The 23,274-nt window shown below is 74.5% G+C and carries 20 protein-coding genes; 15 read left to right on the forward strand and 5 right to left on the reverse strand.

Annotated elements, in window-relative coordinates:
• Positions 1-134: 134 nt before the first annotated feature.
• The 7 genes from AB0442_RS25060 to AB0442_RS25090 all read left to right on the forward strand — a co-directional run bounded on the left by AB0442_RS25060 (position 135) and on the right by AB0442_RS25090 (position 8,460).
• Positions 135-1,049, forward strand: a complete 915-nt coding sequence (locus AB0442_RS25060; RefSeq protein WP_366165469.1) for an ATP-binding cassette domain-containing protein — start codon at positions 135-137, stop codon at positions 1,047-1,049.
• On the forward strand, positions 1,046-1,708 hold the full coding sequence (locus AB0442_RS25065; protein WP_366165470.1) for an ABC transporter: 663 nt from the start codon (positions 1,046-1,048) through the stop codon (positions 1,706-1,708). The genes AB0442_RS25060 and AB0442_RS25065 overlap by 4 nt, the downstream gene beginning before the upstream one ends.
• 144 nt (positions 1,709-1,852) lie before the next feature.
• Positions 1,853-2,356: a DUF1269 domain-containing protein gene (locus AB0442_RS25070; RefSeq protein WP_363541422.1), complete on the forward strand. Its 504-nt coding sequence runs from the start codon at positions 1,853-1,855 to the stop codon at positions 2,354-2,356.
• 55 nt (positions 2,357-2,411) lie between these two features.
• Entirely contained in the window at positions 2,412-3,764 is a 1,353-nt protein-coding gene (locus AB0442_RS25075; RefSeq protein ID WP_366165471.1) for an FtsW/RodA/SpoVE family cell cycle protein, read from the forward strand.
• Positions 3,764-5,260, forward strand: coding sequence for a penicillin-binding transpeptidase domain-containing protein (locus AB0442_RS25080; protein WP_366165472.1), 1,497 nt, complete (start codon positions 3,764-3,766; stop codon positions 5,258-5,260). The genes AB0442_RS25075 and AB0442_RS25080 overlap by 1 nt, the downstream gene beginning before the upstream one ends.
• Before the next feature lie 180 nt (positions 5,261-5,440).
• Positions 5,441-6,778, forward strand: coding sequence for a hypothetical protein (locus tag AB0442_RS25085; RefSeq protein WP_366165473.1), 1,338 nt, complete (start codon positions 5,441-5,443; stop codon positions 6,776-6,778).
• Between the two features lie 113 nt (positions 6,779-6,891).
• Positions 6,892-8,460: a N,N-dimethylformamidase beta subunit family domain-containing protein gene (locus tag AB0442_RS25090; protein ID WP_366165474.1), complete on the forward strand. Its 1,569-nt coding sequence runs from the start codon at positions 6,892-6,894 to the stop codon at positions 8,458-8,460.
• A gap of 97 nt (positions 8,461-8,557) precedes the next feature.
• Here the strand turns inward: AB0442_RS25090 and AB0442_RS25095 are convergent, their stop codons facing one another.
• Complete coding sequence (locus tag AB0442_RS25095) at positions 8,558-10,231, reverse strand: penicillin-binding transpeptidase domain-containing protein (RefSeq protein WP_366165475.1); 1,674 nt, start codon at positions 10,229-10,231, stop codon at positions 8,558-8,560.
• 107 nt (positions 10,232-10,338) lie between these two features.
• Positions 10,339-12,216 carry a phospholipid carrier-dependent glycosyltransferase gene (locus AB0442_RS25100; protein WP_366165477.1) on the reverse strand — a complete coding sequence of 626 codons (1,878 nt, stop codon included), beginning with the start codon at positions 12,214-12,216 and terminating at the stop codon, positions 10,339-10,341.
• Positions 12,217-12,348: 132 nt separating this feature from the next.
• Here AB0442_RS25100 and rsmI point away from each other — a divergent pair, with 132 nt between their 5' ends.
• From rsmI to AB0442_RS25130, 6 genes are all read left to right on the forward strand, one after another.
• Positions 12,349-13,194, forward strand: coding sequence for a 16S rRNA (cytidine(1402)-2'-O)-methyltransferase (rsmI, locus tag AB0442_RS25105; RefSeq protein WP_366165479.1), 846 nt, complete (start codon positions 12,349-12,351; stop codon positions 13,192-13,194).
• A 200-nt stretch (positions 13,195-13,394) separates the two neighbouring features.
• A complete protein-coding gene (locus AB0442_RS25110) occupies positions 13,395-13,838 on the forward strand; it encodes a hypothetical protein (RefSeq protein ID WP_344622025.1) in 444 nt (147 codons plus the stop codon).
• A 98-nt stretch (positions 13,839-13,936) separates the two neighbouring features.
• Entirely contained in the window at positions 13,937-15,556 is a 1,620-nt protein-coding gene (gene metG / locus AB0442_RS25115) for a methionine--tRNA ligase (protein ID WP_366165480.1), read from the forward strand.
• Positions 15,556-16,434: a TatD family hydrolase gene (locus tag AB0442_RS25120; RefSeq protein WP_366165482.1), complete on the forward strand. Its 879-nt coding sequence runs from the start codon at positions 15,556-15,558 to the stop codon at positions 16,432-16,434. Before metG ends, AB0442_RS25120 begins: the two co-directional genes overlap by 1 nt.
• Before the next feature lie 57 nt (positions 16,435-16,491).
• Positions 16,492-17,376 (forward strand): 16S rRNA (adenine(1518)-N(6)/adenine(1519)-N(6))-dimethyltransferase RsmA, encoded by an 885-nt coding sequence (rsmA, locus tag AB0442_RS25125; RefSeq protein ID WP_344622021.1) that lies wholly within the window; start codon positions 16,492-16,494, stop codon positions 17,374-17,376.
• Complete coding sequence (locus AB0442_RS25130) at positions 17,373-18,299, forward strand: 4-(cytidine 5'-diphospho)-2-C-methyl-D-erythritol kinase (RefSeq protein WP_366165484.1); 927 nt, start codon at positions 17,373-17,375, stop codon at positions 18,297-18,299. Before rsmA ends, AB0442_RS25130 begins: the two co-directional genes overlap by 4 nt.
• Here the strand turns inward: AB0442_RS25130 and AB0442_RS25135 are convergent.
• A complete protein-coding gene (locus AB0442_RS25135; protein WP_366165486.1) occupies positions 18,280-18,858 on the reverse strand; it encodes a Uma2 family endonuclease in 579 nt (192 codons plus the stop codon). The genes AB0442_RS25130 and AB0442_RS25135 overlap by 20 nt on opposite strands.
• A gap of 140 nt (positions 18,859-18,998) precedes the next feature.
• Here AB0442_RS25135 and AB0442_RS25140 point away from each other — a divergent pair, with 140 nt between their 5' ends.
• Positions 18,999-20,798, forward strand: coding sequence for an ABC-F family ATP-binding cassette domain-containing protein (locus tag AB0442_RS25140; RefSeq protein WP_366165488.1), 1,800 nt, complete (start codon positions 18,999-19,001; stop codon positions 20,796-20,798).
• A 52-nt stretch (positions 20,799-20,850) separates the two neighbouring features.
• Here AB0442_RS25140 and AB0442_RS25145 read toward each other — a convergent pair whose 3' ends face one another.
• Positions 20,851-21,048 carry a hypothetical protein gene (locus AB0442_RS25145; protein WP_344622017.1) on the reverse strand — a complete coding sequence of 66 codons (198 nt, stop codon included), beginning with the start codon at positions 21,046-21,048 and terminating at the stop codon, positions 20,851-20,853.
• A 144-nt stretch (positions 21,049-21,192) separates the two neighbouring features.
• Between AB0442_RS25145 and AB0442_RS25150 the strand changes: the two genes are divergently transcribed.
• Entirely contained in the window at positions 21,193-22,530 is a 1,338-nt protein-coding gene (locus tag AB0442_RS25150) for an MFS transporter (protein ID WP_366165490.1), read from the forward strand.
• Positions 22,531-22,553: 23 nt separating this feature from the next.
• Here AB0442_RS25150 and AB0442_RS25155 read toward each other — a convergent pair whose 3' ends face one another.
• Entirely contained in the window at positions 22,554-23,153 is a 600-nt protein-coding gene (locus tag AB0442_RS25155; protein ID WP_344622015.1) for a flavodoxin family protein, read from the reverse strand.
• Positions 23,154-23,274 lie beyond the last annotated feature (121 nt).

The following is a 23,274-nucleotide window of genomic DNA, read 5'->3' on the forward strand; positions in this document are numbered from 1 at the left end:
GCGCATCCTATGGATCATCAATTCGGTTCTCCCAATGTGCAGGGCCTGTGCGAACCAAGCGGATTGTGCGGATCGGAGCACCGCGGCCCACCGGGTCGGAGCACCGTCTAGGCTTCCGCGGAGGGAGGGGGCGCATGCGGCTCGACGGGGTTGGACGGCGGTACGGCAGGCGCGGGCCGTGGATCCTGCGCGGAGTGGCGCTCGCGGTGGAGGCGGGCGCGCTGGTGCGGATCGGCGGTCCGAACGGCAGCGGCAAGTCCACCCTGCTGCGGATCGCGGCCGGGGTGGAGCGCCCCACGGAGGGCACCGCAGAGCTGCCCGCCCGACGGGCCTACGTGCCCGAACGCTTCCCGCCCGCACTGCCCTTCGACGCCCGCGGCTACCTGCGGCACCTCGGCCGCGTCCGCGGGCTGGACGCGGCGGAGGCCGACCGCAGGGCCGAGCACTGGCTGGACGCCTTCGGCATCGCGGACCGGGCCGGCACCCCGCTCGCCGAACTCTCCAAGGGCACCTGCCAGAAGGTCGCCGTCGCCCAGGCCCTGCTCGCCGACGCCGACCTGCTGGTGCTCGACGAGGCCTGGACGGGACTCGACCCCGCCGCCCGCGCCCGACTCGACGAGGCGGCCGCCGACCGGGCCGCCCGCGGCGGACGGGTGCTCTTCGTGGACCACGACCCGGCCCGGCTCGCCGGGCTCACCACCGCCGCGTACGAGCTCGACGACGGCGCCCTGCGGCCCGCCGGCACCGGGCCGGCCGGTGGTGCGACCGTGCTGATCGAGGTGGAGACGGCCGGTCCGGGCCCGCTGCCCGAGCGGCTGCCCGGCGCACCCCGCCGCACCGGCCTGCCCGGCGGGGCCGTCCGGCTGGAGGTGGCCGGGGCGCACTCGGACGCCCTGCTGCGTGCCCTGCTCGCGGGCGGCCGCGGCGTGCACGTGCGCAGTCTGGCGGCCGTCCCCGGGCCGGCCGCCGACGGGCACGCCCACGACGCGCGGGGCGATGCCGGACGGGACGCCGAGGACGCGCAGGCCGTTCCGGAGGAGGCCCGGTGACCGCCCTGATCCGCTATCAGCTGGAGCTGCTGCTGCGCTCCCACCGCCTGATGCCGCCCGCGCTCTGCTACGGGGTGCTGATGGTGCTCGGGCTGTCCGGCGGGGACGACCCGCTCGGCGGCCACGCCTGGAGCGCCGGTCTGCTGCTGCCGGTCACCGCCTGGCTGGTGCGCTGCGCGGTGACCGCCGAGCCCGCGGCCGCCCGGGCCTGCCGGGTGGCCGCGGCGGACGCCCGCCGGGTGCACCGGGCCGACCTGCTGGCCGCACTGCTGGTCGCCGCGGTGCTCGCGGCGGCCGGGGCGGCGGCGGTGATCGCCACCGGGGGCCGCTCCGCGGCCGGCCCCGGGCCGGCCCTGCTGGGCGGCCTGGCGGCCACGGCGGTCTGCGTGCTGCTGGGGCTGGCGGTCGGCGCGCTGTGCAACCGTCCGGTGACGTCCTCCGGGCCGTTCGGGATCCTGGCGGCGCTCGGCGCGGCGGTGCTGGTGCTGATGGTGCCCTTCGCGCCCGCCCACGTGGTGGTGCGGGCGCTCGTCCGGGCGGCCGAGCACGGTGAGCTCGACCTGACGGGTTCCGTGCTGCCGGCGCTGCTGGCCGCCGCGGTGTTCGCCGCCGGGGCGGTGGCCGTGGCGGCGGAGCTGGCGGTGCGCCGGGGGGAGTGACCGGGGTCGGCCCTCGTTCCGGCACCGAAAATCGGACACACCGCCACGATCCGCCATAAATATGGCAAATCCTCGTTAGGCTGCGACCACCAGCAGCGGTGCGGCACCGGTCCCGCACGCTCGAGGACTGGAAGGAACCCGCGCGTGAGCAACCTCTTCGCGATCTCCTACCCCGATGTGGCGACCGCCCAGCAGGTCCGGGACACCGCCATCGGCCTGCAGAAGCAGAAGCTGATGGACCTGGAGGACATCGTCGTCGTCGAGCGCCGGCTCGACGGCAAGGTCAAACTGCACCAGGCCGTCAACACCACCGGCATCGGCGCCGCCTCCGGCGCCCTGTGGGGCGGCGTCATCGGCCTGCTCTTCTTCATGCCGTTCCTCGGCGCGGCCGTCGGCGGCGCCACGGGCGCGGCGGTCGGCGCCGCGACCGACACCGGCGTCGACGACAACTTCATGCGCCAGGTCGGCCAGAAGATGGAGCCGGGCTCCGCCGCCCTCTTCATGCTCGTCCGCTCCGCCACCGCGGACAAGGTCGTCCCGCAGTTCGCCCAGTACGGCGGCGAGATCCTGCAGACCTCGCTCAGCGCGGACCAGGAGGAGCACCTCGTCGAGGCGCTCAAGGCGGCGAAGGCGCCCAGCGGCGTCTGACCCCGTCGCGGCCGCCCGCCCGGGCGGCCGCGCTCCGCCCGCCCAAGGACCGGCCGTGGCCACACCCACCACCCCGGCGGCCGCCCCGACCACCGCGCCCCCGGCACCGCCGACCCGCCGCACCACCGAGCTGCTGCTGGTCGTCGGCGCCGTGCTGATCGCGGTGTTCGGCTACATCGAGGTCGGCGCCAACATCGACGGCCGGCCACCGCCCGACGCCGCCTCCTACGGGGCGGCGCTCGGCGCGCTGGCCCTGGTCGCGCACGCCGCGGTGCGCTGGCGGGCCCGGTACGCGGACCCGCTGCTGCTGCCGATCGCCGTGCTGCTCAACGGCATCGGACTGGTCGTCATCTACCGGCTGGACCGGGCCACACCCGGCTCGGCCGCCGCCCCCGCGCAGCTGCTCTGGTCCGCCTTCGGGGTGGCGCTCTTCCTCGCCGTGGTCGTCGTGCTGCGCGACCACCGGGTGCTCCAGCGGTACGCCTACATCTGCGCGCTGGCCGCCCTGGTGCTGCTGGTGCTGCCGGTGTTCTTCCCGCCGGTCTACGGCTCCCGGATCTGGATCACCGTCGGTGCGTTCTCGATCCAGCCCGGCGAGTTCGCCAAGGTCCTGCTCGCGGTGTTCTTCGCCGCCTACCTGGCCGCGCACCGCGACGCCCTCGCCCTGACCGGCCGCCGGATCTGGTGGTTCCAGCTGCCCCGCGGCCGGGTGCTCGGCCCGGTGCTGGTGGTCTGGGCGGCCTTCGTCGGCGTCCTGGTGCTGGAGACCGACCTCGGCACCTCGCTGCTGTTCTTCGGCCTGTTCGTGATCATGCTGTACGTGGCGACCGCCCGCAGCGGCTGGATCGCCATCGGGCTGTTCCTCGCCGCGGTCGGGGCGGCGGGCGTCGGCCGGCTCTCCCCGCACGTGCACAGCCGGGTCACCGACTGGCTGGACCCGCTGGGCTCGATCGCCGCCGGCCAGGGGCCCAACCAGATCGCCCAGTCGCTGTTCGCGTTCGCCTGGGGCGGTCTGCTCGGCGCCGGCCTCGGCCTCGGCCACTCGATCCTCATCGGGTTCGCCGCCAAGTCCGACTTCATCCTCGCCACGATCGGCGAGGAGCTCGGCCTGACCGGGCTGACCGCCGTCCTGCTGCTCTACGCGCTGCTGGTCTCGCGCGGCTTCGCCACCGGCCTCGCCCTGCGCGACCCGTTCGGGCGGCTGCTGGCGATCGGCCTGGCCGCCATCGTCGGCCTGCAGGTCTTCGTGGTGGCCGGCGGCGTCCTCGCGCTGATCCCGCTGACCGGGATGACGCTGCCCTTCGTCGCCCAGGGCGGGTCCTCCGTCGTCACCAACTGGATCATCGTCGCCCTGCTGGTGCGGATGAGCGACACCGCCCGGCGCCCCCGCCCCGGGGCCCGCCCGTGATGACCCGCGGCGACTCCGCCGCCCGGCCCGGCATCTCCACCACCGGCCGCCGGGCCGGCACCTTCTGCCTGCTGCTGATCGTCGCCCTCGCCGCCCAGGCCACCCGGGTCCAGGTCTTCCAGGCCGACGCCTACAACCACAACAAGGCCAACCAGCGGCTCACCGTCGAACGCTACGACCAGCCGCGCGGCAACATCCTGGTGGCCGGCGAACCGGTCACCGGCTCCACGCCGACCGGCGGCCGCTACGACTACAAGCGGACCTACCCCGACGGCCCCGCCTGGGCCGCCGTCACCGGCTACGCCTCCCAGGTCTACGGCACCACCCAGCTGGAGGGCGTCTACGACGACCTGCTCTCCGGCGCCGACGACCGCCTCTCCGGCTGGGCGGTGTGGGACGCCGTCGCCCGTGGGCAGAACCCCGGCGGCGACGTCCACACCACCCTCGACCCGGCCGCCCAGCGGGCCGCCCTGCGCGGCCTCGGCCGCCAGCAGGGCGCCGTCGTCGCGATCGAACCCGCCACCGGCCGCATCCTCGCCCTCGCCAGCACTCCCTCGTACGACCCGGGCAGCTTCGCCGGCTCCTCCTCCGCCGACCGCGAGGCCTGGACGAAGCTGCGCGCCGACACCGACCAGCCGATGCTCAACCGGGCGCTGCGCCAGATCTACCCGCCCGGCTCCACCTTCAAGGTGGTCACCGCGGCCGCCGCGCTCGCCTCCCGCACGGTCACGGACATCCACGCCCCGACCGGCGCGCCCTACCCGTACGTCATGCAGGGCACCACCACCGAACTGGTCAACGACAGCCGGGCCTGCGACGAGGCCGGCCTGTCGCTCGACGAGGCGATGATCGGCTCCTGCAACAGCACCATGGGCTGGCTCGGCACCCAGGTCGGACTGCAGAAGATGGTGTCCACCGCCCAGTCCTTCGGGTTCAACGACGCCGCCCTCGACGTCCCGGTGCGGGCCGCCCGCTCCAACTTCGACACCCGGATGAACACCTCGCAGGTGGCGCTCTCCTCCATCGGCCAGTACGACACCGCCGCCACCCCGCTGGTCATGGCGATGGTCGCCGCCGGGATCGCCGACAACGGCACCGTCATGCACCCGCAGCTGGTGGACAAGCTGACCCGCAGCGACGGCACCGTCGTCCAGCTCATGCACCCGCAGACGTACCGGCAGGCGGTCAGCCCGGCCGTCGCCGCGCAGGTCCAGCAGCTGATGGTCGACGTCGTCGAGGAGGGCACCGGCAGCAGGGCGCGGATCCCCGGCGCCGTGGTCGGCGGCAAGACCGGCACCGCCCAGCACGGCACCGGCAACGGCGGCACCCCGTACGCCTGGTTCATCGCCTGGGCCCGCCCGGCGGACTCCGGCGGCGTGCCGCCGGTCGCGGTGGCCGTGGTGGTCGCCGACAGCGAGGCGACCGACGTCACCGGCGGCACCCTGGCCGCCCCCATCGCCCGTTCGGTCCTGCAGGCCGTGCTGGGCGGCGGCTGACCTGCCGCCCGCACCGGGTGGGGCCGCCGCGCCCCGCCGACACGCGCTCCGACCGGCCCGCACGGCGCCGAGCCCGGTGTCCCCGCCCCGCCCGCCGGCCGCCCCCGCTGTGGCAGGACGCACACCACCAACCGTCGAGGCACCGGGACACGGACCCGCCCAGCCCCTAACCTCTCTGCCATGGTGAGCCCCCGGATGCCCGACCGGCCCGTGCCCCGGCGCCGTGCGCGCGGGCGCCCCGCCGTCCCCGGCACCGGGGCGGCGCCCGCCGCCCGGGTGCCCCGCCCCCGGTCCGTCCGCCGCCCGGCCGCCCGCCGGCTGGCCGGCCACCGCGGCGTCCAACTGCTCGGCTGTGCGATCGCGGCCGGCTGGGCCGCCGCCTTCCCGCTCGTCTCGGACCTGCCCAACCAGGTCTTCTGGGGCACCCTGGCCGGCCCCGCCTACGGCATCGCCGGACTGCTCTGCCTGGTGCTGCCCCGGCGGATCGCCCCGCGCGCCGCCGCCGCGGTGGCGCTGGTCGGTGCGGTGCTGCTGCCGCTGGTGCTGCTCGCCGTGCACGGCCGCCACCAGTCCGAGGTGATGGTGGTCGAACGCTCCGCCCACCTGATGCTGCTCTCCGGCGACCCGTACCTGGCCGCACCCGTACGGGCCGCCGACTACAACCCGTACCTGCCCACGATGGTGCTCTTCGGCCTGCCGCGGGCGGTGCTCGGCAGCGCCGGGCCGGCGGCGATGCTGCTCGGCGACGCCCGGATCTGGTTCGCGCTGACCTTCCTCGGCTGCATGCTGGGCAGCTGGTGGCTGCTGCGCCCCGCCCACGACCGCGCCCCGCTGCTGCCGCTCGCCGTGCTCACCGCCTCCCCGCTGATCGGGCTGGCCCTCGCGGTCGGCGGCGTCGACCTGCCGCTGATCGGCGTCTGCTGCCTGGCGATGGCCCTCGCCGCCCGCGGCCGCGCCACCGCCGCCGGGGTGGTGCTCGCCCTCGCCTGCACCCTCAAGTGGACGGCCTGGCCGGCGCTGCCGGTGGCCGCCCTGCTGATCTGGCGGCTGTACGGCCGGCTGCCGGCCGCCCGGGCCGCACTGATCGCGGTCGGCGCCTCGGTGGCGGTGGTGCTGCCGTTCGCGCTGCTCGACGGGCAGGAGATGCGCGAGCAGGTCGTCCGCTTCCCGCTCGGCCTGGCCGCCGTGCAGACCCCGGCCGGCAGCCCGCTGCCCGGCAAGGTGCTGGCCGGCCTCGGCCCGACCGGCCACACCATCTCGCTCACCCTGCTCTGCCTGGGCGGCCTCGCCGTGGCGCTCTGGCTGCTGGCCTACCCGCCGACCTCGGCGGTCGCCGCCTGCGACCTGCTGGCGGCCGGCCTGGCGATAGCGTTCGTGCTCGCCCCGGCCGGGCGGTTCGGCTACCTGGCGCTGCCGGCCGTCCTGGTGATCTGGCCCCGGCTGGCCTCCCGGACGCTCTCCTGGCGGACGTCGGAGCGGGCCGCACTGCCGCCGCGCACCGGACTCGTCCAGGTCTGACCCCCGGGCCCGGACGACAGCCCGGACCCCCCGTCCGGCGCGCCCCGCGCACTGCGCCACGATGATCCAGAACACTCGTGCCGGGACGGCCGGCACCGCAGGGAGGACGGCGGATGGCGCACAGCGACGGACCGGCGGGCACCGACCGCCGGCGCTTCCTCGGACTCGCGGTCGGCGCCGCGGCGGCCGGCGCCGCCGCCACCGCGGGCTGCGCCTCCACGGCCGGCCCCACGCCCCCCGCCGCCACCGGGAGGTCCTCCGCGGCCCGCCCCGCGCCCTCCGCCACCGCGGCCGAGAACGCACTGCCCGGCGACCCGGACTGGCGGATCACCCGGCCGGGCTCCGCCGAGGCGATCGAGGGCTTCGCCGACCGGGTGAGCGTGCTGCCCGGCGAGCCCTTCGGCCTGTACGTCTCCACCACGGTGCCCGGGTTCCGGATCCGCGCCTACCGGATGGGCTGGTACGGCGGCACCCGCGCCCGGCTGGTCTGGCACTCGGACGCGCTGCCCGGCACCCGCCAGCCGGACCCGGAGGTGGACGCGGCCACCCGGCAGGTCCGCGCCGGCTGGCGCCGCACCGCCACCGTGCAGACCCGCGGCTGGCCCGAGGGCAGCTACCTGCTGCGGCTGGACGCCGAGGACGGCTCCGCCCAGCGGTACGTGCCGATCACCGTCCGCTCCCGGGCCGCCGCCGGCCGGACGGTGGTGGTCAACGCCGTCACCACCTGGCAGGCCTACAACGAGTGGGGCGGCCACAACCTCTACAACGGCCCCACCGGCGGCCTGGCCACCCGGTCGCTGCAGGTCACCTTCGACCGCCCCTACCGCTACGCCGACGGCGCCGGACTCTTCCTGGTGTACGAGGCGCCGCTGATCGCCCTCGCCGAGCGGCTCGGCCTGCCGCTGGCGTACACCACCACCGTCGACCTGGCCCGCGACGCCGAACTGCTGCACGGTGCGACCGCGGTGCTCTCGCTCGGCCACGACGAGTACTGGTCGCCCGAACAGCGCGCCCACGTCGCCGCGGCCCGGGACGCCGGCACCAACCTGGCGGTGCTCGGCGCGAACTGCTGCTTCCGCCGGGTCCGCTACGAGCCCTCCGCGCTCGGCCCGGACCGCACGGTGGTCTGCTACAAGGGCGCCTGGCAGGAGGACCCGGGCCGCAGGGCCGGGCACCCCGCGACCAACGACTTCCGGGCCGCGCCGGACGCCGACCCGGAGAGCTCGCTGCTCGGGGTGATCTACGACGGCTACCCGGTGGACGCCCCCTACGTGGTCACCGAACCCGGCCACTGGGTGTTCGCCGGGACGGGGACGAAGGCCGGCGACTCCTTCGCGCACCTGGTCGGCGTCGAGTACGACCGGGTGAACACCGCCTTCCCCACCCCGCGGCCGATCGAGGTCGTCGCGCACTCCCCGGTGGTCTGCGACGGCCGGCGGTCCTTCGCCGACACCGCCTACTGGACGGCCCCGGGCGGGGCCGGGGTGTTCGCCAGCGGCACCATGCGCTGGGTCGAGGCCCTGGACGCCCAGGGCCCCGGCGGGCACGGCAACCACGGCATGGACGGCCGGACGGGCGACCTGGTGCGCCGGGTCACCGAGAACGTCCTCACCGCCTTCGCCGCCGGCCCGGCCGCCCGGACCCACCCGGCCGTGGACAACGTCGCCACCGTTTACGGCTAGGCCGAAGCCGCGCCCCTGTGGTGCACCACCAGTGGGTGCACCACAGGGGCGCGGGGAACCGCGCAGCCCGCGGTGGTGCACCCGGCCCCCGGGGAGGTCAGCCGCCGTTGCCGATGCGGAGCAGCTTGGCGGCGGCCGGTGCGGCGGCCTGGGAGCCGTGGCCGCCGCCCTCGACCTCGGCGGACACCGCGAGGTTGCCGCGGTAGGCGGTGAACCAGCTGTTCGTCCCCTTGCCGTCGACCTCGGCGGTGCCGGTCTTGGCGTAGACGTCGCTGATCCCGGCCATGGGCTCGCGGGCGGTGCCCTCGGTCACCACGGCCCGCATCAGCGAGCGCAGGTCGGCCAGCACCTTCGGGTCGAGGGTGCGGGAGGCCTTGGCCACGTCCGTCTTGCCCGCCACCAGGACGGGCTGGCGGAAGGTGCCGCTCTGCACGGTCGCCGAGACGGAGGCCATCGCCAGCGGGTTGGTGCGGATCGCGCCCTGGCCGATGAACTCCGGCAGTGCGCCGTTGATGTTGGACGGCACCGGGATGTCGGTGTCGAAGGCCGGCAGGCCGGTGTGCCAGACGAGGCCGAGGCCGAAGACCTCCTTGGCGATCTTCGGCAGGCTGTCGGCCTGCAGCCTGTCGTGGCCGGTGTTGATGAAGGCGGTGTTGCAGGACTGCGCGAAGTCCTGCCGGAAGGTGAACTCCGGGTGGGCCTCGGGGAAGTCGTTGGAGACCTGCTGACCGCCGGCCGTGGTGCTGGCCGGGCAGGCGATCGGGGTCTGCGGGGTGACCCCGGCCTCCAGCAGGGCCGCACCGGTGACCACCTTCATGGTGGAGCCGGGCGCGGTGCCGCCGACGAAGGCCCGGTTCTGCCCGTCGGCGGGGGCGTTGGCGAAGGCCAGGACGTTGCCGGTGCTGGGCTCGATCGCGACCAGCGAGGCCTTGTGGGTGCCGGCCTTGGCCTGCTCCTTCACCGCGTCCTCGGCGGCCTTCTGCAGGGTGGCGTCGAGGGTGAGCTTCAGCGAGGGCACCGGCTTGGGCTCGGTGATCACGAAGAGCTGCTCGGGCTTGGCCTTGCCGGCGTCGTCCGAGATCACCACGCCGCTGCCGGCGTCGGCGGGGTCGCCGGCGGTGCCCTGCTTGAAGACGTCCAGCAGTCCGAGCAGCGAGGGGAAGCCGGTCAGCTGGCGGCCCTTGCGGTCGGTGACCTGCGCGGCCTGCGCGAAGACCGGCTTGACGTCGAGCGTCCTGCCCACCGCCAGGTGCGGGTGCACGACCGCGGGGCCCCACTGCACGGCGGCCCTGCCGTCGCTCATCTTCACCATCGGCAGCACGCCGCTGTACGTCCACGGCTTGCCGGAGCCGGCGAACTCGACCTTGGCGGAGAACGACAGGTTCACCGCCTGGGCCGCGTTGGCCGAGCTCTGGACGGGGGCGCCCGCCGGGGCCGCGGTCGGGCCGCCCGGCGTCATGGTGAGGGCCGTCGGCTTGAGTTTGCTGCGGAACGCGGCCAGGGCGGCGTCGGCGGCGTCCGGCCGGTCGGTCTCCTTGCCCGCCGCCTCCAGGTCGCCCTTGGACCAGGCGGCCAGGAAGGCCTTGGCGGCCTCGGCGGCCTGCTCCTGGGTCGGCGAACCCGCGACGACCGTGCGCGGCCCCTTCGGCTTGTCGCCGTCGCCGGTCAGCGCGGTGGCGATGTTGTAGGCGCCGTACCCGCCGACCCCCAGCATCGCCACGCACACCCCGCCGATGCCGATCTTCACGCCCTTGTGCACGGTGTCCCCCACGGTGTAGCCCCGACAGTGGCCGATCGCACCCACGGTAGAACACGGAACGTGTGTGCACCCACGACACTTCGGTCACTCGTGACACATCCGTCGTCCGCGGGCGGCGGTCAGATCCAGCTGGTGAACCACATCCTGGCCCGCCAGTCGTCCATCGGGATCGTCTCCCCCGTATACAGGGGGTGGAAGTACAGAAAGTTCCACATGACCGCGAAAACGAGCAGTCCGGCCGCCGCGCCGCCGACCAGCCGGCGGTCCCGGCCGGCGCCCGCCGGGCCGAGCAGGGCGCCGATCATCATGGTCACCGCCAGCACCAGGAACGGCACGAAGGCGACCGCGTAGAACAGGAAGATCGTGCGCTGCTGGTAGCCGAACCACGGCAGGTAGCCCGCGGCCACCCCGCACAGGACGGCCCCGGCCCGCCAGTCGCGCCGCACCGCCCAGCGGTACAGGCAGTACGCCAGCGCCGCGATGCCGGCCCACCACAGCACCGGGGTGCCGATGCCCAGCACCTCGCGGGCGCACTCGGTCGCCGTGCAGCCCGCCTGGCCGACCTTCGGCGACTCGTAGAAGAAGGAGACCGGCCGGCCGAGCAGCAGCCAGCTCCACGGGTTCGACTGGTAGGTGTGCGGGCTGGTCAGGTGGACGTGGAAGTCGTACATGGTGGCGTGGTAGTGCCACAGGCTGCGCAGGCCCGCCGGGACCCAGCTCACGTCGAACTGCGGCAGCGGCAGGCCCATCAGGTGGTCCGGCGACAGGCCGGCCCGGTGCTCCGCCCAGTCGCGGCCGTAGCCGCCCTTGCCGGGCACCGCGCTGCTGAGGAACCAGCCCGTCCAGGAGGCCAGGTACACGCCGACGGTGACCGCGAACAGCAGCGGCAGCGCCACCACCGCGTCGAACAGGCCCCACAGCAGCCACCGGTGGTTGCCCGCCGCCCGGCGGGTCGAGGCGTCCCAGAGCACGCCCATCACCGCGAACGCCAGCAGCGCGTACAGGCCGCTCCACTTGGTCGCGGTCATCAGGCCCAGCGAGACGCCCGCCGCCAGCCGGTACGGCCGCCAGCCGAGGAACACCCAGTCCGGGCCCGCACCGGCCTCCAGCCGCCGTGCGACGACGCCCCGCGTCCGGTCCCGGTCCAGCAGCAGGAAGCCGAACGCCGCCACGAACCAGAACATCACCACCAGGTCGAGCAGCGCCGTCCGGCTCATCACGAAGTGCAGGCCGTCGACCGCGAGCAGCAGCCCCGCCACGCAGCCCAGCAGCGTCGAGCGGAACAGCCGCCGCCCGATCCGGGCGATCATCAGGATCGACAGCGTGCCGAGCACCGCCGTCATGAACCGCCAGCCCAGCGGGTTCATCCCGAAGACCTGCTCGCCCAGGCCGATGATCCACTTGCCGACCGGCGGATGGACGATGTACGCCGGGTCCGCCCGGTACGGCACCGTCGGGTGCCCCGCGGTGATCAGGTTGTTGGCGTCGTCCGCCCAGCTGGTCTCGTAGCCGCCCCGCCAGAGCGAGTACGCGTCCTTGGCGTAGTACGTCTCGTCGAAGATCAGCGCCTTCGGCGTGCCCAGGTGCCAGAACCGCAGCAGACCGCCGAAGACCGCCACCGCCACCGGGCCGATCCAGCCCGACCAGCGGCACAGCCACGACCACAGCCCGTCCGGCAGGCGCAGCCCCAGCTGCAGCAGCACCGGCGAGGGCGGCACCACCGCCGGGGTCACCCCCGGGCCGTCCGGCATCGGCGGCACCAGCCGCTGCGCCACCGGCAGCGGCTCCGCCGCGCGGTACCCCGCGCGCTCCAGCCGCCGCCGCCAGAACGGCCGTTCCGGCTCCGGTTCCGGGCCGCGCGGCCCGGGCAGGCCCGGAACCGCGGGTGCGCCGCCGGGCGCCGCCGTGGACGCGCTCAGCAGCGCCACGCCGCCCTGGTCGGTGTGGTCCGCGCCCCCGGGCGCCTCGGATGCCGTGTCGCCGCTCACGCGCCACATCGTAGGGGCGCTCCCCCCGGAAGCAGGAGGGCCCCGGGGACCTCCCCCGCGAACCCGCCCGGTTCGTCACCGTTCGCCCCGCTGTCCCGGTGCCCGGCCCGGCACTCGCCCGGCCCTGGGAGGATGGTGTCCGTGACAGGTGTACTCGTGCTCGCAGGAACCCCCATCGGCGACGTGGGCGACGCCCCGCCCAGGCTGCTCACCGAGCTCGCCGGGGCCGACGTCGTCGCCGCCGAGGACACCCGGCGGCTGCGCCGGCTGACCCAGGCGCTCGGCGTCGCCCCGACCGGCCGGGTGGTGTCGTACTTCGAGGGCAACGAGGTCGCCCGCACCCCCGAACTCGTCGAGGCGCTGCGCGGCGGCGCCCGGGTGCTGCTGGTCACCGACGCCGGCATGCCCTCGGTCTCCGACCCCGGCTACCGGCTGGTCGACGCGGCCGTCGCGGCCGGCATCCGGGTCACCGCGGTGCCCGGCCCGTCCGCGGTGCTCACCGCGCTCGCCCTCTCCGGCCTGCCGGTCGACCGCTTCACCTTCGAGGGCTTCCTGCCCCGCAAGGCCGGCGACCGGGCCCGCCAGCTCGCCGCCGTCGCCGCCGAACCGCGCACCATGGTCTTCTTCGAGGCCCCGCACCGGATCGCCGAGACGCTCGCCGCGATGGCCGAGGCCTTCGGCGGCGACCGCCCCGGCGCGGTCTGCCGCGAACTCACCAAGACCTACGAGGAGGTCCGCCGCGGCCCGCTGGCCGAGCTGGCCGCCTGGGCCGCCGACGGCGTCAAGGGCGAGATCACCGTCGTGGTGGCCGGCGCCCCGCCCGCCGCGCCGGAGGAGGTCGGCCCCGCCGAGCTCGCCCGCCGGGTCGCCGTCCGCGAGGAGGCCGGGGAGCGCCGCAAGGAGGCCATCGCCGCCGTCGCCGCGGATCTCGGCCTGCCCAAGCGCGAGGTCTTCGACGCCGTGGTGGCCGCGAAGAACGCGGGCTGACCAGGCGTGCTCCCCGCGGGTGCCGGTCGTACCGTGGAGGGAAGCACCCCGGCAGTGCCCGCGTTGCACCGGCTGCGTACAGGTCTTCCCAACGCACGTCCAAGACTTGACAAGTCGGGTGGGAAACCCGCCCGCGCGGGAATCGTCCGGGATGAAGACCCGAGCCGGACGACCGTCCGGCGGGCACCTGGGAGACGGCTATGAGCGAGACGATCGGTAGCCCTCTGACTGGCGAAACGCCCAGCGGCGTCGGACTGACCACCCGGCGGCCCCCGAAGGTCGAAACCGTTCGGGAGGCGTACTCCTTCGCGTGCCTGAGCTGCGGCTACGGCTGGGAGCAGGCGTACGACATCGAGCACCACGTGGACCGGGAGGGCCGCATCGTCTTCGAGTACAAGGCGAACGGCGTCCGGGTCCCCTCGCCGCTGCGCGAGCCCACCTGCCCGGGCTGCGGCGGCCACAAGGTCCGGATCATGCGCGAGGGCCGGGTGGCCGGCGCCGAGGGCCAGGTGCACCACGCGCCCGGCTACCAGAGCCACCCCGAACCCGAGGAGCCGCGGCGCGCCGCGGCCGAGGAGCAGCACCCGGTGCCCGCCGGGCAGCGCCGCCGCTGGTTCGGCTTCTTCGGGCACCGGGCCGACTGATCCGGCCCGCCCGCCCGGCCCCGCCGACGCCGGAGGGGCCGGGCCCGGGCCGGTAATCGGTCGAGGGCGGTTCCTTCGCGCGACTAAGATTCGGTGGCATGGCGGCCACTGAAGACCACAGCACCACCGACGCCCCGCGCTCGGCGTACTACGTCACGACCCCGATCTACTACGTGAACGACCGCCCGCACCTGGGCCACGCGTACACCACGGTCGCGGGCGACGTCCTCACCCGCTGGCACCGCCAGCGCGGCGAGGACGTCTGGTACCTCACGGGTACCGACGAGCACGGTCAGAAGATCATGCGGACCGCCGAGGCCAACGGCGTCACCCCGCAGGAGTGGTGCGACAAGCTGGTCGAGGAGGCGTGGAAGCCGCTCTGGCAGCACCTGGACATCGCCAACGACGACTTCATCCGCACCACCCAGCAGCGGCACACCGACCGCGTGCAGGAGTTCGTCCAGGACCTCCACGACAAGGGCGAGATCTACAAGGGCGGCTACTCCGGCCCGTACTGCGTCGGCTGCGAGGAGTACAAGCTCCCGGGCGAGCTGCTCCCCGGCGCCACCGAGGACGAGAAGCTCTGCCCGATCCACAAGCGGCCGGTCGAGTGGCTGGAGGAGGAGAACTACTTCTTCCGCCTCTCCGCCTACGGCCCGAAGCTGCTGGAGTTCTACGCGGCCAACCCGGACTTCATCGCGCCCGCCTCCGCCCGCAACGAGGTGCTGCGCTTCGTCGAGCAGGGCCTGCAGGACCTCTCGATCTCCCGCTCCACCTTCAACTGGGGCGTGCCGCTGCCCTGGGACGAGAAGCACGTCCTCTACGTGTGGGTCGACGCGCTGCAGAACTACATCACCGCCGCCGGCTACGGCGCCGACCCGGAGCGCTTCGCCGAGCTGTGGCCGGCCTCCGTCCACCTGGTCGGCAAGGACATCCTCCGCTTCCACGCGGTCATCTGGCCGGCCATGCTGATGGCCGCGGGCCTGCCGCTGCCCAAGCGGGTCGTCGCCAACGGCTGGCTGATGGTCGGAGGCGAGAAGATGTCCAAGTCCAACCTGACCGGCATCGCGCCCACCGACCTCACCTCGCACTTCGGCGTGGACGCCTACCGCTACTACTTCCTGCGGGCGATCCCGTTCGGCACCGACGGCTCGTTCTCCTGGGAGGACTTCACCGCCCGGTACACCTCCGAGCTCGCCAACGACTTCGGCAACCTCGCCTCCCGCGTGGCCGCCATGGTCGGCAAGTACCACGGGGGCAAGCTGCCCGCGGCCACCGCCGCCGGCGCCGCCGAGCAGGCCGTCGTCGACGGCCTGGCCAAGGCCGCGGCCGAGGCCGACGCGAAGATCGGCGAGGAGCTGGACTTCGCCGGAGGCATCGCGGCGATCTTCGAGTTCGTCAAGCTGGTCAACGGCTACCTCACCGAGCAGGAGCCGTGGAAGGTCGCCAAGGACACCTCGGAGGAGGGGCAGGCCCGCCTCGCCACGATCCTCTACACCGCGGCCGAGGCGCTGCGCGCCACCGCCGTGCTGCTCAACCCGCTGATGCCGGCGACCTCCGCCAAGCTGTGGGACTCGCTCGGCGCGGAGGAGGGCCTCGGCGCCCTCGCCGACCAGACGATCGCCACCGTCGCCGACTGGGGCCGGCTGCCCGTCGGCGCCACCGTCACCAAGGGCGACATCCTGTTCCCCCGCCTGGAAGAGAAGCCCGCCTCCTGATGGCCAAGAAGGACGACGACCGGTCGACCCCGCCGCCGCTGCCGGAACCCCTGGCCGTGGCGGTGGCCGACTCGCACACCCACCTGGACATGCAGGACGGCACCCCCGCCGAGGGCCTCGCCAGGGCCGCCTCGGTCGGGGTGACCACGGTCGTCCAGGTCGGCTGCGACGTGCGCGGCTCGCGCTGGGCGGCGGAGCTCGCCGCCGAGTTCGAGGCCGTGCACGCGGCCGTCGCCCTGCACCCCAACGAGGCGCCGCGGATCTTCCTCGGCGACCCCGACGGCTGGTCCGGGCAGCACCGGGCCCCCGGCGGGGCCGCCGCCCTCGACGAGGCGCTCGCCGAGATCGACGCCCTCGCCGCCCTGCCGCAGGTCAAGGCGGTCGGCGAGACCGGCCTCGACTACTTCCGCACCGGTCCGGAGGGCGTGGACATCCAGAAGGAGTCCTTCCGGCGCCACATCGAGATCGCCAAGCGGCACGGCAAGGCCCTGGTCATCCACGACCGGGACGCCCACGAGGACGTCATCGCCCTGCTCCTGGAGGAGGGCGCGCCCGAGCGCACCGTCTTCCACTGCTACTCCGGCGACGCCGCGATGGCCGAGGTCTGCGCCGAGCACGGCTGGTACCTCTCCTTCGCCGGCCCGGTCACCTACAAGGCCAACCACGCCCTGCGCGGGGCCCTCGCGGTGACCCCGCTCGACCGCGTCCTGATCGAGACGGACGCGCCCTTCCTCACCCCGCACCCCTTCCGCGGCCGCCCCAACGCCCCCTACCTGATCCCGGTCACCCTCCGCGCCATGGCAGCCCACCGCGGCATCGGCGAGGACGAGATGGCCACCGCGATCGCCGCGAACACCGCCCGCGCCTTCGGTTACTGAGGCCCCACCGGGAGGCCGTCGAAGCCGGGGGCGCCGCGGCGCCCGTATCCTTGCGGGGTGAGCAGCACCGATCCCGCACCCGCCGCCGACCACCACCTGCTCGGCGCGGCCGACATCCGCGAGCTGGCGGCCGCCTTCGGCGTGAAGCCGACCAAGCAGCGCGGGCAGAACTTCGTCATCGACGGCAACACCGTGCGGCGGATCGTCCGCGCCGGCGGGGTGACCGCCGAGGACAGCGTGGTCGAGGTCGGCCCCGGGCTCGGCTCGCTGACCCTGGCGCTGCTGGAGGTGGCCGCGCACGTCACCGCCGTCGAGATCGACCCGCTGCTCGCCCGGCACCTGCCGACCACCGTCGCCTCCCGGATGCCGGAGAAGGCGAAGGACTTCGACCTGGTGCTGAGCGACGCCATGGAGGTCACCGAGCTGCCCGGCCCGGCGCCCACCGCGCTGGTCGCCAACCTGCCCTACAACGTGGCGGTCCCGGTGCTGCTGCACATGCTGCAGACCTTCCCGAGCATCGAGCGCACCCTGGTGATGGTGCAGAGCGAGGTCGCCGACCGGCTCGCCGCCAAGCCCGGCAACAAGGTGTACGGCGTGCCCTCGGTGAAGGCCAACTGGTACGCCGAGGTGAAGCGGGCCGGTGCGATCGGCCGCAACGTGTTCTGGCCCGCGCCGAACGTCGACTCCGGGCTGGTGTCGCTGATCCGCCGCGACCCGCCGAAGACCTCCGCCTCCCGCGCCGAGGTGTTCGCCGTGGTCGACGCCGCGTTCGCCCAGCGCCGCAAGACCCTGCGGGCCGCCCTGGCCGGCTGGGCCGGATCGCCCGCCGGCGCCGAACAGGCGCTCGCCGCCGCCGGAATCGACCACAAGCTGCGCGGCGAGATGCTGACGGTCGAACAGTTCGCCGCCATCGCCGAGCACAAGCCCGAGGCCCAGAAATGATCACGGTTCGCGTCCCCGCCAAGGTCAACGTCCAGCTCGGCGTCGGCGGCCTGCGCGCCGACGGCTTCCACGACCTGGCCAACGTCTTCTTCGCCGTCGGCCTCTTCGACGAGGTCACCGCCACCCCCGGCGAGGGCGTCACGCTCTCCTGCACCGGCCCCGACGCGGCGTCCGTCCCGCTGGACGACAGCAACCTCGCCGCCCGCGCGGCCCGGCTGCTCGCCGCCCACCACGGCCTCGCCGACCCGGGCGTCCACCTGCACATCGCCAAGGCCATCCCGGTGGCCGGCGGGATGGCCGGCGGCAGCGCGGACGGCGCCGCCGCCCTGGTCGCCTGCGACGCGCTCTGGGGCCTGGCCACCCCGATCGGGACCCTGCTGGAGCTCGCCGCCGAGCTCGGCTCCGACGTGCCGTTCGCCCTGCTCGGCGGGGTCGCGCTGGGCCGCGGCCGCGGCGAGATCCTGGACGCGCTGCCGGTCGCCGGCACCTTCCACTGGGTGTTCGCGGTCGCCGACGGCGGGCTCTCCACCCCGGCCGTCTTCCGCGAGTGCGACCGGCTCCGCGAGGAGGCCGGCACCGGCTCCTCGCAGGCCCACGTCCCCACCCCGGACGCCGACCCGGCGCTGCTCGCCGCCCTCGCCTCCGGCGACCCGGTCGCACTGGCGGCCGCGCTCACCAACGACCTGCAGGCCGCCGCCCTCTCGCTGCGGCCCTCGCTCGCCGACACCCTGCACGCGGGCACCGGGGCCGGCGCGATCGGCGCCCTGGTCTCCGGCTCCGGCCCGACCTGCGCCTTCCTCGCCAAGGACGCCGAGTCCGCCGAGGCGATCGCCGCCGCCCTGCGGACCTCCGGCACCTGCCGCACCGCCCACGCCACCCACGGCCCCGTCCCGGGCGCGGAGGTCAGCGCACCCAGGCCTTGAACGGCTCGGTGTCCAGGCCGATCCCCACCGGGTCGGGCAGCACGACGGTCTTGCCGAACGGCCGCCGCACCAGGCTCACGTACTGCCCGTCCTCGGGCTCGCTGAAGACCAGCACCTCGCAGCTGTCCCGGTCGACCAGCAGGTAGACCGGGATGCCGGTCTCCGCATAGGCCCGCGGCTTCTCGTCCCGGTCGCGGCGGTCGGTGTCGGTGTCGTACGAGGTCACCTCGACCACCATGACGGCACTGTCGGCGGAGGCCCACTCGCCCTGGCCGGCGAAGCTCCCCTTGGGGGACAGCACACCGTCCGGCTTGGCGTGGCCCTTGCGGTAGGTCTCCACCCGCAGCCCGCGCTCCGGGTAGAGCCACAGGTCCGGGCGCTGCTGCATGCACTGCTCCATCACCCAGCGGATGATCTCGTCGTGGTCGCCGTCCGGCACCGCCTTGACTCCGATCCGCCCGTGGATGAACTCCATCCGCACACCCTCGCGCTCGGCCGCCAGGGCGATGCGCTCGAACTCCTCGGCCAGCATCTGCGGCCGGTCCTCCACCGCGGTCACCGCACACCTCCCGCTCTCCGGTTCGCTGCTGCGACCCTCGCACGGTACCGCGCCGGAGCATCGGGCCGGGACGTTCCGGCCTCCCACTAGGCTGGGTGGCCGGAGACACCTCCCGACCCCCTCCCAGGAGCGCAGCAGCAGTGGCCGTCAACCTCGCCACCATCGAGTCCGTCACCAAGGTGTACGGCACCCGTGCCCTGATGGACGGGGTGAGCCTCGGCGTCAGCGAGGGGGACCGGATCGGCGTCGTCGGGCGCAACGGCGACGGCAAGACCACCCTGATCCGGATGCTCGCCAAGCTGGAGGAGCCGGACAGCGGGCGGATCACCCACTCCGGCGGCCTGCAGATGGCCGTCCTCACCCAGCACGACTCCCTCGACCCCGAGGCCACCATCCGGCACGAGGTGATCGCCGACCGGGCCGACCACGAGTGGCTCGGCGACTCCCGGATCCGCGACATCATCGAGGGCCTGTTCGGCGGCCTCGACCTGCCGGGCTTCGCCGACGGCCTGGACACCGTGATCGGCCCGCTCTCCGGCGGCGAGCGCCGCCGGATCGCGCTGGCCAAGCTGCTGCTCGGCGAGCCCGACCTGATCGTCCTGGACGAGCCCACCAACCACCTCGACGTGGAGGGCATCGCCTGGCTCGCCCGCCACCTGCAGGCCCGCCGTTCGGCGCTGGTCTGCGTCACCCACGACCGCTGGTTCCTCGACCAGGTCTGCACCCGGATGTGGGACGTCCAGCGCGGCGAGGTCCGCGAGTACGAGGGCGGCTACTCCGACTACGTCTTCGCCCGCGCCGAGCGCTCCCGGATCGAGGCGACCGAGGAGCAGAAGCGGCAGAACCTGGCCCGCAAGGAGCTGGCGTGGCTGCGCCGCGGCGCCCCGGCCCGCACCTCCAAGCCGCGCTACCGGATCGAGGCCGCCAACGCGCTGATCGCCGACGTGCCGGAGCCGCGCGACAAGTCCGAGCTGATGAAGTTCGCCAACGCCCGCCTCGGCCGGACGGTGTTCGACCTGGAGGGCGTGAGCATCAAGGCCGGCCCCAAGCACCTGCTGGACCACCTGACCTGGCAGCTCGGCCCCGGCGACCGGATCGGCCTGCTCGGCGTCAACGGCGCCGGCAAGACCTCGCTGCTGCGGGCCATGCAGGCCGCGTACGCGACCGAGGGCGACGTGCAGCCGGCCGGCGGCGTGATCAAGGTCGGCAAGACCGTGCGCCTGGCGTACCTCTCGCAGGAGGTCGCCGAGCTGGACCCGGCGACCCGGGTGCTGCAGGCCGTCGAGCAGGTCCGCGGCCGCGTCGACCTCGGCAAGGGCCGGGAGATGAGCGCGGGTCAGCTCTGCGAGCAGTTCGGCTTCGGCAAGGACAAGCAGTGGACGCCGGTGGGCGACCTGTCCGGCGGCGAGCGCCGCCGCCTCCAGCTGCTGCGGCTGCTGATGGACGAGCCCAACGTGCTCTTCCTCGACGAGCCCACCAACGACCTCGACATCGAGACCCTCAACCAGCTGGAGGACCTCCTCGACGGCTGGCCCGGCTCGATGATCGTGATCAGCCACGACCGCTTCTTCATCGAGCGCACCACCGACACCGTCTACGCGCTGCTCGGCGACCGGCGGATGCGGATGCTGCCGAACGGCGTCGACGAGTACCTGGAGCGGCGGGCCCGGATGGCCGAGTCGGCCGCGCCGGCCGCCGCCGCGGCCCCGGCCGCACCGGCGAAGCCCGCCGCGGACACCCGGGCGGTGAAGAAGGAGATGCAGAAGCTGGAGCGGCAGATCGCCAAGCTGGACGACCGGGAGTCCAAGCTGCACGCCCGGCTCGCCGAGCACGCCGCCGACTTCTCCAAGGTCGCGGAACTGGACGCCGAACTGCGGAAGGTCCGTGACGAGAAGGAGGAGCTGGAGATGGCCTGGCTGGAGCTGGCCGAACAGGTCTGACGTCCACGCCGAAGGGCGCCCCGCCGGGGCGCCCTTCGGCGTTCCGCGGCGCTCAGCGCCTGGGGCGGAACCGGCGGACGGTCTCCCAGCCGGCGGCGGGCAGCAGGGCCGCGGCGAGGAGCGCCCAGGCGGCCGAACCCCCGTGGCGGTACTGGGCGACGCCCAGGTCGAGCAGCAGCAGGGTGAGCGCGAGGCAGAGCACGGCGAAGAGCTTGTCGAACACGCCGTTGTCGTCGAACACGTTGTTCACGTGCGGCCTTTCGGAGGCGGAGGCGGCCACCATACCGCCGCGCCCCGGGCGGCGCACCACCCCGGCTCCCGTCCGGCCGTTCGCTCCCGAATCACCCGTGTGCCTGCTGTCCTCGCAGCTCAGCGCCTTGCCAGGGTGGGCGTCATGGCACATGACATCACATCAGCGGGCGATCCGGCAGCGCTGCGCCGGGTGGCCGCCGCGGCCCTCCTCGGCACCGCCGTCGAGTTCTACGACTTCTTCATCTACGGCACGGCCGCCGCCCTGGTCTTCGGCCGGGTCTTCTTCCCCGGGCTGGGGGCGGTCGGCTCGCTGCTCGCCGCCTTCTCCGTCTACGCGGTGGCCTTCGTGGCCCGCCCGCTGGGCGCGGTGCTGTTCGGGCACTTCGGCGACCGGCTCGGCCGGCGGGCGACCCTGGTGGTGTCGCTGCTGCTGATGGGCCTGTCCACCGCGGCGGTGGGCCTGCTGCCCGACTACGGCCGGTGGGGCGGCTGGGCGCCGGTGCTGCTCACGGTGCTGCGCTTCTGCCAGGGGCTGGGGCTGGGCGGCGAATGGGGCGGGGCGGCCCTGCTGCTCGCGGAGCACGCCCCGGCGGGCCGCCGCGGCCGGTACGGCGGCCTGCTGCAACTCGGGCCGTGCGCCGGATTCTTCCTGGCGACGGGGGTCTTCCTGGTGCTGGGCGCGGTGCTGGACGAGGCGGCCTTCCTCGCCTGGGGCTGGCGGGTGCCGTTCCTGGCGTCCCTGGTGCTGGTGGCGATCGGCCTGTTCGTCCGGCTGCGGGTGGCGGAGAGCCCGGTGTTCCGCGCGGAGCGGGCGCGCTCGCGGGTGCCGGTGGCGGAGGTGCTGGCCCGGCACGGCCGCCCGGTGCTGCTCGGTGCGGGTGCGGTGATGTCCGGGTACGCGCTGTTCTACCTGACGACCACCTACGCGCTGGCGCACCTGACGGCGGACCTGGGGGTGGCCAGGACCCCGGTGCTCGGCCTCCTGATGGCGGGCGCGGTGCTGAAGGGCGGCACGGTGGTGCTCGCCTCGCGGGCGAGCGACCGGTTCGGCCGGCGGCGGACGCTGGCCACCGCGACGGCCCTGGCGGCGCTCTGGTCGGCGGTGCTCTTCCCGCTGCTGGAGACGGGCCGGACGGCGTGGATCGCGCTCGCCCTGCTCGGGGCGATGGCGCTGCTCGGCGCGATGCTCGGGCCGGTCGCCTCGTACCTGCCGGAGCTCTTCCCGACCCGGGTGCGCTACACGGGGGCGGCGCTGGCCTACAACCTGGCGGGCGTGGTGGGCGGGGCGACGGCGCCGCTGGTGGCGACCCGGCTGACCGCCGCGTACGGGACGGCCGTGCCGGTCGGCTGGTACCTGGCGGCGCTCGGCGGGGTGTCGGTGCTGTGCCTGCTCGGCCTGCCGGAGACCCGCGGGGCGGAGCTGGACGCGGCCGGCCGCCGGACCCCCGTGCTGGGTGGGGGTGCGGCGGCCGGGCGGTGACGGCGCGTCGGGGTGCCGGTGCGTCAGACGGCCAGGGCGGCCCGGCCGGCCAGGGTGATCGCGGCCTGGTTGGCGACCCGCTCGCCGAGGTGCTCGGCGGTGGCGATGTCGGCCTTGTGGACGCCCTCCGGGCCCTGGTCGTTGTTGGTCTGGGCGCCGGCGCCGAGGAACAGGCCGAGGCGGTTGAGGTCGTTCTCCGAGGCGGTGGTGGAGTTCCAGCCCGGGTGCAGGCCCAGGTTCACCCAGTGCATGCCGTGCTGGGCGGCGAGCACCGTGAAGAACTGCAGGGTGTGCAGCTTGTCGCCGCTCTTCGAGGCGGAGTTGGTGAAGCCGGCGGCCAGCTTGTCCTTCCAGGTCTGGCCGAACCAGCGCTTGGAGCTGGCCTCGGCGAAGGCGTGGAAGGCGCCGGAGGCGGTGCCCATGTAGGTCGGCGAGCCGAAGACGATCGCGTCGGCGGCGTCGAGCTGCGCCCACTGCTCCTCGGTGATGGCGTCCACGGCGATCTGCACCGCGTCGGCGCCGGCCGCGGCGGCACCGCGGGCGACGGCCTCGGCCAGCACGGCGGTGTGGCCGTAGCCGGAGTGGTAGGCGATGGCGACGGTGGGACGGATGGCGGTCGTCATGCGGGATGACTCCTCGAAGAGGGCGGACGGATGCCCGGGCGGCCGGACGGACGGGCCGGCCGGGGCTTGACGGTCTCCAATGTAGACCAGGTTTCCGATGGTTACCAACTCCCGATTGGAG

It is taken from the genome of Kitasatospora sp. NPDC085895, assembly GCF_040702125.1.
GTDB lineage: Bacteria > Actinomycetota > Actinomycetes > Streptomycetales > Streptomycetaceae > Kitasatospora > Kitasatospora arboriphila.

What these genes read in the sequence shown, in the direction of transcription:
- AB0442_RS25100 (WP_366165477.1), bottom strand. Translation starts at nt 12,216, where the DNA reads ATGTGGCGCGTGAGCGGCGACACGGCATCCGAGGCGCCCGGGGGCGCG.
- AB0442_RS25110 (WP_344622025.1), top strand. Translation starts at nt 13,395, where the DNA reads ATGAGCGAGACGATCGGTAGCCCTCTGACTGGCGAAACGCCCAGCGGC.
- AB0442_RS25060 (WP_366165469.1), top strand. Translation starts at nt 135, where the DNA reads ATGCGGCTCGACGGGGTTGGACGGCGGTACGGCAGGCGCGGGCCGTGG.
- AB0442_RS25090 (WP_366165474.1), top strand. Translation starts at nt 6,892, where the DNA reads ATGGCGCACAGCGACGGACCGGCGGGCACCGACCGCCGGCGCTTCCTC.
- AB0442_RS25150 (WP_366165490.1), top strand. Translation starts at nt 21,193, where the DNA reads ATGGCACATGACATCACATCAGCGGGCGATCCGGCAGCGCTGCGCCGG.
- AB0442_RS25155 (WP_344622015.1), bottom strand. Translation starts at nt 23,153, where the DNA reads ATGACGACCGCCATCCGTCCCACCGTCGCCATCGCCTACCACTCCGGC.
- metG (WP_366165480.1), top strand. Translation starts at nt 13,937, where the DNA reads ATGGCGGCCACTGAAGACCACAGCACCACCGACGCCCCGCGCTCGGCG.
- AB0442_RS25080 (WP_366165472.1), top strand. Translation starts at nt 3,764, where the DNA reads ATGACCCGCGGCGACTCCGCCGCCCGGCCCGGCATCTCCACCACCGGC.
- AB0442_RS25085 (WP_366165473.1), top strand. Translation starts at nt 5,441, where the DNA reads ATGGTGAGCCCCCGGATGCCCGACCGGCCCGTGCCCCGGCGCCGTGCG.
- AB0442_RS25120 (WP_366165482.1), top strand. Translation starts at nt 15,556, where the DNA reads ATGGCCAAGAAGGACGACGACCGGTCGACCCCGCCGCCGCTGCCGGAA.
- AB0442_RS25130 (WP_366165484.1), top strand. Translation starts at nt 17,373, where the DNA reads ATGATCACGGTTCGCGTCCCCGCCAAGGTCAACGTCCAGCTCGGCGTC.